This is a genomic window from Planktotalea frisia (assembly GCF_001890925.1).
Lineage (GTDB): Bacteria > Pseudomonadota > Alphaproteobacteria > Rhodobacterales > Rhodobacteraceae > Planktotalea > Planktotalea frisia.
The window spans coordinates 1-7,850 of record NZ_MLCB01000032.1; the positions used below are offsets into that span (position 1 = coordinate 1).

A 7,850-nucleotide genomic window follows, 5' to 3' on the forward strand; every position below is an offset into this window, starting at 1 on the left:
GAGCGTCGATTTTTGTGATGCTCGTCAGGGGGGCGGAGCCTATGGAAAAACGCCAGCAACGCGGCCTTTTTACGGTTCCTGGCCTTTTGCTGGCCTTTTGCTCACACACCATAGCTTCAAAATGTTTCTACTCCTTTTTTACTCTTCCAGATTTTCTCGGACTCCGCGCATCGCCGTACCACTTCAAAACACCCAAGCACAGCATACTAAATTTCCCCTCTTTCTTCCTCTAGGGTGTCGTTAATTACCCGTACTAAAGGTTTGGAAAAGAAAAAAGAGACCGCCTCGTTTCTTTTTCTTCGTCGAAAAAGGCAATAAAAATTTTTATCACGTTTCTTTTTCTTGAAAATTTTTTTTTTTGATTTTTTTCTCTTTCGATGACCTCCCATTGATATTTAAGTTAATAAACGGTCTTCAATTTCTCAAGTTTCAGTTTCATTTTTCTTGTTCTATTACAACTTTTTTTACTTCTTGCTCATTAGAAAGAAAGCATAGCAATCTAATCTAAGGGCGGCGTTGACAATTAATCATCGGCATAGTATATCGGCATAGTATAATACGACAAGGTGAGGAACTAAACCATGGCCAAGTTGACCAGTGCCGTTCCGGTGCTCACCGCGCGCGACGTCGCCGGAGCGGTCGAGTTCTGGACCGACCGGCTCGGGTTCTCCCGGGACTTCGTGGAGGACGACTTCGCCGGTGTGGTCCGGGACGACGTGACCCTGTTCATCAGCGCGGTCCAGGACCAGGTGGTGCCGGACAACACCCTGGCCTGGGTGTGGGTGCGCGGCCTGGACGAGCTGTACGCCGAGTGGTCGGAGGTCGTGTCCACGAACTTCCGGGACGCCTCCGGGCCGGCCATGACCGAGATCGGCGAGCAGCCGTGGGGGCAGGAGTTCGCCCTGCGCGACCCGGCCGGCAACTGCGTGCACTTCGTGGCCGAGGAGCAGGACTGACACGTCCGACGCGGCCCGACGGGTCCGAGGCCTCGGAGATCCGTCCCCCTTTTCCTTTGTCGATATCATGTAATTAGTTATGTCACGCTTACATTCACGCCCTCCCCCCACATCCGCTCTAACCGAAAAGGAAGGAGTTAGACAACCTGAAGTCTAGGTCCCTATTTATTTTTTTATAGTTATGTTAGTATTAAGAACGTTATTTATATTTCAAATTTTTCTTTTTTTTCTGTACAGACGCGTGTACGCATGTAACATTATACTGAAAACCTTGCTTGAGAAGGTTTTGGGACGCTCGAAGGCTTTAATTTGCAAGCTGAATTGCGGCCGCAGATCTGCATGCAGGAATCTCTGGCACGGTGCTAATGGTAGTTATCCAACGGAGCTGAGGTAGTCGATATATCTGGATATGCCGCCTATAGGATAAAAACAGGAGAGGGTGAACCTTGCTTATGGCTACTAGATTGTTCTTGTACTCTGAATTCTCATTATGGGAAACTAAACTAATCTCATCTGTGTGTTGCAGTACTATTGAATCGTTGTAGTATCTACCTGGAGGGCATTCCATGAATTAGTGAGATAACAGAGTTGGGTAACTAGAGAGAATAATAGACGTATGCATGATTACTACACAACGGATGTCGCACTCTTTCCTTAGTTAAAACTATCATCCAATCACAAGATGCGGGCTGGAAAGACTTGCTCCCGAAGGATAATCTTCTGCTTCTATCTCCCTTCCTCATATGGTTTCGCAGGGCTCATGCCCCTTCTTCCTTCGAACTGCCCGATGAGGAAGTCCTTAGCCTATCAAAGAATTCGGGACCATCATCGATTTTTAGAGCCTTACCTGATCGCAATCAGGATTTCACTACTCATATAAATACATCGCTCAAAGCTCCAACTTTGCTTGTTCATACAATTCTTGATATTCACACAATTGTTCACCGCGTCGTATCCGCGGGCCGCCGCGCTCTGCGCGAACCACACCTTGATCCGCCCCTGCGACTCCGGGTCGGACAGCCCGCGACGCACCCGGTCCGCCTCGTCGCGTCCGCAGCCGGTCATGATGTCGACGATGTGGATGATCTGCTCGTGGAAGACGACGACGCCGTACGTCTCCTCCAGCGGCCCGCGCAGGTCCGGGTGCGGATAGCGCACCGGGGCCCGCCCGTGCCGGGCCTCGATGAACGGCCGCACCATGTCGGCGGCGACCGGGCCGGGCCGGAAGAGGGAGATGTCCACGGCCAGGTCGTGGAAGGTCGCCGGCTGCAAGCGTCCGACCAGGTCCCGCTGGCCGGGCGACTCGATCTGGAAGCAGCCGAGCGTCTCGGCGGAGCGGATCAGCCGGTACGTCGCCGGGTCGTCGTCGGGCAGGGCGTCCAGGTCGATGCGCTCCCCCGTGGCCCGCTCCACCTCGGCGACGGCGTGCGCCATCGCCGACTGCATCCGCACGCCCAGCACGTCCAGCTTGAGCAGGCCGAGGTCCTCCACGTCGTCCTTGTCGAACTGGGACATGGGAAAGCCCTCGCCGCTGGTGGGCACCACCGGGGTGCGCGCCGGCAGGGAGGCGTCGGACAGCAGCACCCCGCAGGGGTGCATGGCGACCCCGCGCGGCAGCGCGTCCAGGGCCTCGACCAGCTCCCACAGCCTGCCGTACCGCTCCTGCTCCCCCGCCAGCTCCTTCAGCTCGGGCAGCTCCTGAAGGGCCGCGCGGGCGTCGCGGGCGCGGATGTGCGGGAAGGACTTGGCGATGCGGTCGATCTCGGCGGGGTCCAGGGACAGGGCGGCACCCACGTCGCGGATGGCGTGGCGGACACGGTACGTCTCCGGCATGGAGACCGTGGCGACCCGCTCGGCGCCGAACCGGTCGATGATCGCCCGGTAGACCTCCAGGCGGCGCGCGGACTCCACGTCGATGTCGATGTCGGGCAGGACCATCCGCCGCTTGGACAGGAAGCGCTCCATCAGCAGTCCGTGCTCGACGGGGTCGGCGTGGGCGATGCCGAGCAGATGGTTGACGAGGGAGCCCGCGCCGGAGCCGCGCGCGGCGACCCGGATGCCCATCTTCCGTACGTCGTCCACGACCTGGGCGACGGTGAGGAAGTAGGTGGCGAAGCCGTGGTGGGCGATGATGTCCAGTTCCTCGTGCATCCGCTCCCAGTAGGCGCGCCGGCCGGCGTAGCCGCGCAGCACCATGCCGGCGGCCGCCCGGGAGGCGAGCGTGCGCTGGGCGGTGCGGCGGGCGGCGCCGACCAGGTGCGGCTCGGGGAAGTGGACGGTACCCATGCCGAGGTCGTCCTCGGGGTCGACCAGGCAGGAGGCGGCCGTGGTCTCGGTCTGCTCCAGCAGGCGGAGGGCGGTCTCGCGCCGGAAGCCCGCGGACTCCACGATCCGCTCGGCCGCGTGCAGCATGGCTCCGGGGTCCTTCAGCCAGGCCTCACCGGAGTCCCGTTCCTTGGCGGCGTCGACGGGGACCAGGCGGCGGGCGGCGTCCAGGACGTCGGCGACCGGGCCCTGGCCGGGATCGGCGTAGCGGACGGCGTTGCTGAGCACGGGCCGGACGCGCTGTTCGGCGGCGAAGCCGACGGTGCGGGCGGCCAGGCGCAGGGAGCCGGGCCCGGTGCCCGTGCGGCCGTGCCAGACGGCCTCCAGGCGCAGGGCGTCGCCGTAGACCTCGCGCCAGGGCACGAGGAGCCGTGCGGCCCGGTCGGGTCGGCCCGCGGCCAGCGCCCGGCCGACGTCGGAGTCGGGGCCGAGCAGCACGATCAGGCCGCCGCCGTGGTTGTCGGACCAGGCGAGCCGGGGTGTCCCGTCGGCGGTGTGGGCGGCGGTGACCAGGCGGCACAGGTCGGCCCAGCCACGGGCGCCGTCCCGGGCGAGGAAGGTCACGCGGGGGGCCGACTCGTCGACGAAGGCGCCGCCGCGCACCGGTGCCCGGCGCCGGGCGGGCGTCTGCTGCCCCGCCGGCTCGGGCCCGGCCACCGCCAGGTCCACCCCGAACAGCGGACGCACCCCGGCCGTCGCGCAGGCCTTGGCGAAGCGCACCGCACCGGCCAGGGTGTCGCGGTCGGTGAGCGCGAGGGCGTCCATGCCCCGTTCGGCGGCACGCTCGGCCAGCCGCTCCGGGTGCGAGGCGCCGTAGCGCAGGGAGAACCCGGAGACGGTGTGCAGATGTGTGAAGCGCGGCACACACACCTCCCGCCTCGTGAGCCGGTCCGTCCGAACCCGACCTCGAACATCAGTTCACTGCCCTACGACACCACCATACCTCCCTTCTCGAACATGCGTACGACATCCGTTCGACCGCCTCCCACCTGCGCAAACGCGCCCCGGCACCCCCGCCGCCGCGCACCAGGGGGCACGGGAGACACCGGAACGCCGGAAGACCCGGAGAACGGAGAACACAGAGCACGAAGCCCCGGAGAACACGGAGAACCCGGAGAACACGGAGAACCCGGAAGGCGCGGGGCACACGGACAACGCGGAGAGCCCCGCCCTCGCGCGTGCGAGGACGGGGCTCGTCGTGGATGCCGGACGGCGGAAACCGGCCGGCCCGGCGCTGCCTCAGCCGATCTGGGTGCCGGTCGCCGACAGCGCCTCGGTCACCGGCTGGAAGAAGGTCGTGCCACCGGAGGTGCAGTCGCCGCTGCCGCCGGAGGTCAGGCCGAGAGCGGTGGAGCCGTCGAACAGCGCGCCGCCGCTGTCACCGGGCTCGGCGCAGACGGTGGTCTGGATCAGACCGCTGACCGTGCCCTCGGCGTAGTTCACGGTGGCGTTCAGGCCCGTGACGGTGCCGGTGTGCACCTGGGTCGTCGAACCGCTGCGGGTCACCTGCTCACCGACGGTGGCGTTGCCCGCCCGGGTGATCTGCTGGGTGGAGCCGTTGTAGAGGTTGACCGCGCTCGGGTGGTCGACGTCGGCGGTGTACTCGACCAGACCGTAGTCGTTGCCCGGGAAGCTGGACGCCGCGTTGCGGCCGATCACCCTGCCGCTGGAGTCCGACCAGGTGCTGATGGCGTCGGTGCAGTGACCGGCGGTGAGGAAGTACGGCTGGCCGTTCTTGACCACGTTGAAGCCGAGCGAGCAGCGGCCGCCCGAGCCGGTGATGGCGTCACCGCCGGCGATGAAGGAGCGGAACTCGCCCTGCGTGCGCTTGATCTCGGCCTTGTCGCCCAGGGTGTCGACGACCTTGGAGAGCTTGGCCCACTTGTCCCCGGTCACCGTGCTGTCGACGGTGACGACGACCTTGTTGGTGACGGGGTCGGTGACCCACGAGGTACCCGGGATGGTCGCGTCCTTCGCCAGCGTCGCCTGGGCGGCGTCCAGCTCGGCGAGGGTGTGGCGGACGATTCTGGCCTTCGCGCCGGCCTGCTCCACCTTCTGGGCGGTGCCCTTGTCGAGCACGTTGACCACGAGCGCCTTGGACTCGGCGTCGTAGTAGGTGCCCGCCGTGGCGCCGTCGATGTCCTTCAGCAGCGTCGAGGCGAAGTTTCCGGCCTCCGACGCGGACAGGACCTTGGCCTGGGGAACCTGCGCGGACTCACTGGCGTTCGCAGTCTGGAAGCTCATGCCCGCGGCGATGAGCACGGCGATGCCCGTGCCCGCCAGGGCCTTACGGCGCATGGAAATACGACGGTTGTTCAATTGATGTCCTCCTGTGGGGGGTTCGACACCGGAGATTGTGGGGACCTCGCGGCGCCGAAAGGATTGACCGGCGCCCACTATTCCGATCCGCGACGGGCGCACACAAGGTCGAGTTCTGGACGTGTATACGTCAACCGACGTACGTCCCCTGCGCTGCGCGCGCCCGAGGTCATCGCCCCTGTGTTCGCAGAGCAAACGCTACGAGTGAGTAACTTGTCGACGCACCGTGAGGTTTAGTCCTGTCTGAAAACGATCGGTGTTCTGACAGCTGCTCACCGGGCGCCGAACGGGCGCGGACACGACGAGCCCCCGTACGCCCGGTGCGCGTACGGGGGCTGTGACTGCTGTCGGCCGACAACATCAGGACTCGGACCGCCGGGCGGTCCGGCAGGGGCGGGGGGACGTCAGTAGACGTGGACCCCGTAGGCGTTGAGCGCCTCGGTGACCGGCTGGAAGAAGGTCGTGCCGCCGTAGGTGCAGTCGCCGCTGCCGCCGGAGGTCAGGCCGTAGGCGATACCGCTGTTGGAGTACAGCGGACCGCCGGAGTCGCCGGGCTCGGCGCAGACCGTGGTCTGGATGAGACCGGACACGATGTCGCCGCCGCCGTAGTTGACGGTGGCGTTGAGGGCGGTGACCCGGCCGCTGTGGGTGCCGGTGGTGGAGCCGCGCCGGTAGACGGTCGTGCCCACGGACGGCGTGCCCGCGCTCGTGATGTCCACGCTGCCCACGGTGCCGGACTTGTCCACCGAGCCGTTGGTGTAGCGCACGATGCCGTAGTCGTTGCCCGGGAAGGACGACCCGGCGGTGGTGCCCAGCGTGGTCGTGTGCGAGGAGTTCGACCACCAGGTGCCGGCACCGTCGGTGCAGTGACCGGCGGTCAGGAAGTAGTAGTTGCCGCTGTTGTCCTGGACGTTGAAGCCCAGCGAGCAGCGCCAGCCGCTCGCGTAGATGGCGTCACCGCCGGAGATGAACTTCTTGAACGTGCCCGGGGTGCGCTTGATGGTCAGCGCGCCGGCGTTGGCTCCGGCCTCCTGCTTGATCTTGTCGATCTCGGCCTGGGAGACCCTGCTGTCGACGGTGACGACGACACGGTTGGACTTGCTGTCGACGGCCCAGGCGGTGCCCGGGATGTCGGCCTTGAGCACCGAGTCGCTCGCCTTGGTGAGCTGGGCGGTGCTGAAGGTGGTCACCTCGGTCGCGTTCGCGCTGGGGACCGCGAACGCGGCGGCGGCCACGAGCCCGGAGGCGAGGGCGACCAGCCGGGTCGGTCTCGCGATGCCGCTGCGGGGGGTGGTGCGCTTGATCCTCACTTCGTTCCTCCACCAAGGAAGTCGGGGGCCCGTGTGGGGTCGGGGCCCGTGAGGCGCAGCCAGGGGCGCACTCCGGATTCGGAGTGGCCCAGCCGGCCGTCTCGGATCGGTACCTCGAGCCGCGGCGGCCGCCAGCTTGGGCCCAATTGGGGTGGTAAGCCTATCCCTAACCCTCTCCTCGGTCTCGATTCTACGGGTGTCGACCATCATCATCATCATCATTGAGTTTGTAGCCTTAGACATGACTGTTCCTCAGTTCAAGTTGGGCACTTACGAGAAGACCGGTCTTGCTAGATTCTAATCAAGAGGATGTCAGAATGCCATTTGCCTGAGAGATGCAGGCTTCATTTTTGATACTTTTTTATTTGTAACCTATATAGTATAGGATTTTTTTTGTCATTTTGTTTCTTCTCGTACGAGCTTGCTCCTGATCAGCCTATCTCGCAGCTGATGAATATCTTGTGGTAGGGGTTTGGGAAAATCATTCGAGTTTGATGTTTTTCTTGGTATTTCCCACTCCTCTTCAGAGTACAGAAGATTAAGTGAGACCTTCGTTTGTGCGGATCCGGCGCGCCGATCCGCCTGATGCGGTATTTTCTCCTTACGCATCTGTGCGGTATTTCACACCGCATATATGGTGCACTCTCAGTACAATCTGCTCTGATGCCGCATAGTTAAGCCAGCCCCGACACCCGCCAACACCCGCTGACGCGCCCTGACGGGCTTGTCTGCTCCCGGCATCCGCTTACAGACAAGCTGTGACCGTCTCCGGGAGCTGCATGTGTCAGAGGTTTTCACCGTCATCACCGAAACGCGCGAGACGAAAGGGCCTCGTGATACGCCTATTTTTATAGGTTAATGTCATGATAATAATGGTTTCTTAGACGTCAGGTGGCACTTTTCGGGGAAATGTGCGCGGAACCCCTATTTGTTTATTTTT

Annotated in this window: 5 protein-coding genes; 2 read left to right on the top strand and 3 right to left on the bottom strand. The window is 63.2% G+C overall.

All coding sequences use genetic code 11. The features are described 5' to 3' along the window. The coding region (locus PFRI_RS21470; protein WP_072629088.1) for a hypothetical protein at nt 1–233 on the top strand (233 nt) is incomplete at its 5' end. A gap of 348 nt (nt 234–581) precedes the next feature. After that, the gene (gene ble-Sh / locus PFRI_RS01975) at nt 582–956 is read left to right on the top strand and encodes a phleomycin/bleomycin binding protein Ble-Sh (RefSeq protein ID WP_062188392.1); all 375 of its coding nucleotides are present in this window, start codon (nt 582–584) and stop codon (nt 954–956) included. Nucleotides 957–1,799: 843 nt separating this feature from the next. On the opposite strand, the gene PFRI_RS01980 is transcribed toward ble-Sh, so the two are convergent. The 3 genes from PFRI_RS01980 to PFRI_RS01990 form a co-directional block, all read right to left on the bottom strand. Further along, nucleotides 1,800–4,145: a PHP domain-containing protein gene (locus PFRI_RS01980; protein ID WP_202883179.1), complete on the bottom strand. Its 2,346-nt coding sequence runs from the start codon at nt 4,143–4,145 to the stop codon at nt 1,800–1,802. Nucleotides 4,146–4,520: 375 nt separating this feature from the next. Beyond that, entirely contained in the window at nt 4,521–5,600 is a 1,080-nt protein-coding gene (locus tag PFRI_RS01985) for a S1 family peptidase (protein WP_053324283.1), read from the bottom strand. Between the two features lie 404 nt (nt 5,601–6,004). Then, the gene (locus PFRI_RS01990) at nt 6,005–6,910 is read right to left on the bottom strand and encodes a S1 family peptidase (RefSeq protein ID WP_053324284.1); all 906 of its coding nucleotides are present in this window, start codon (nt 6,908–6,910) and stop codon (nt 6,005–6,007) included. Nucleotides 6,911–7,850 lie beyond the last annotated feature (940 nt).

Excerpts from the sequence above, each read along its gene's own strand:
- ble-Sh (WP_062188392.1), top strand. The coding sequence starts at position 582 with ATGGCCAAGTTGACCAGTGCCGTTCCGGTGCTCACCGCGCGCGACGTC.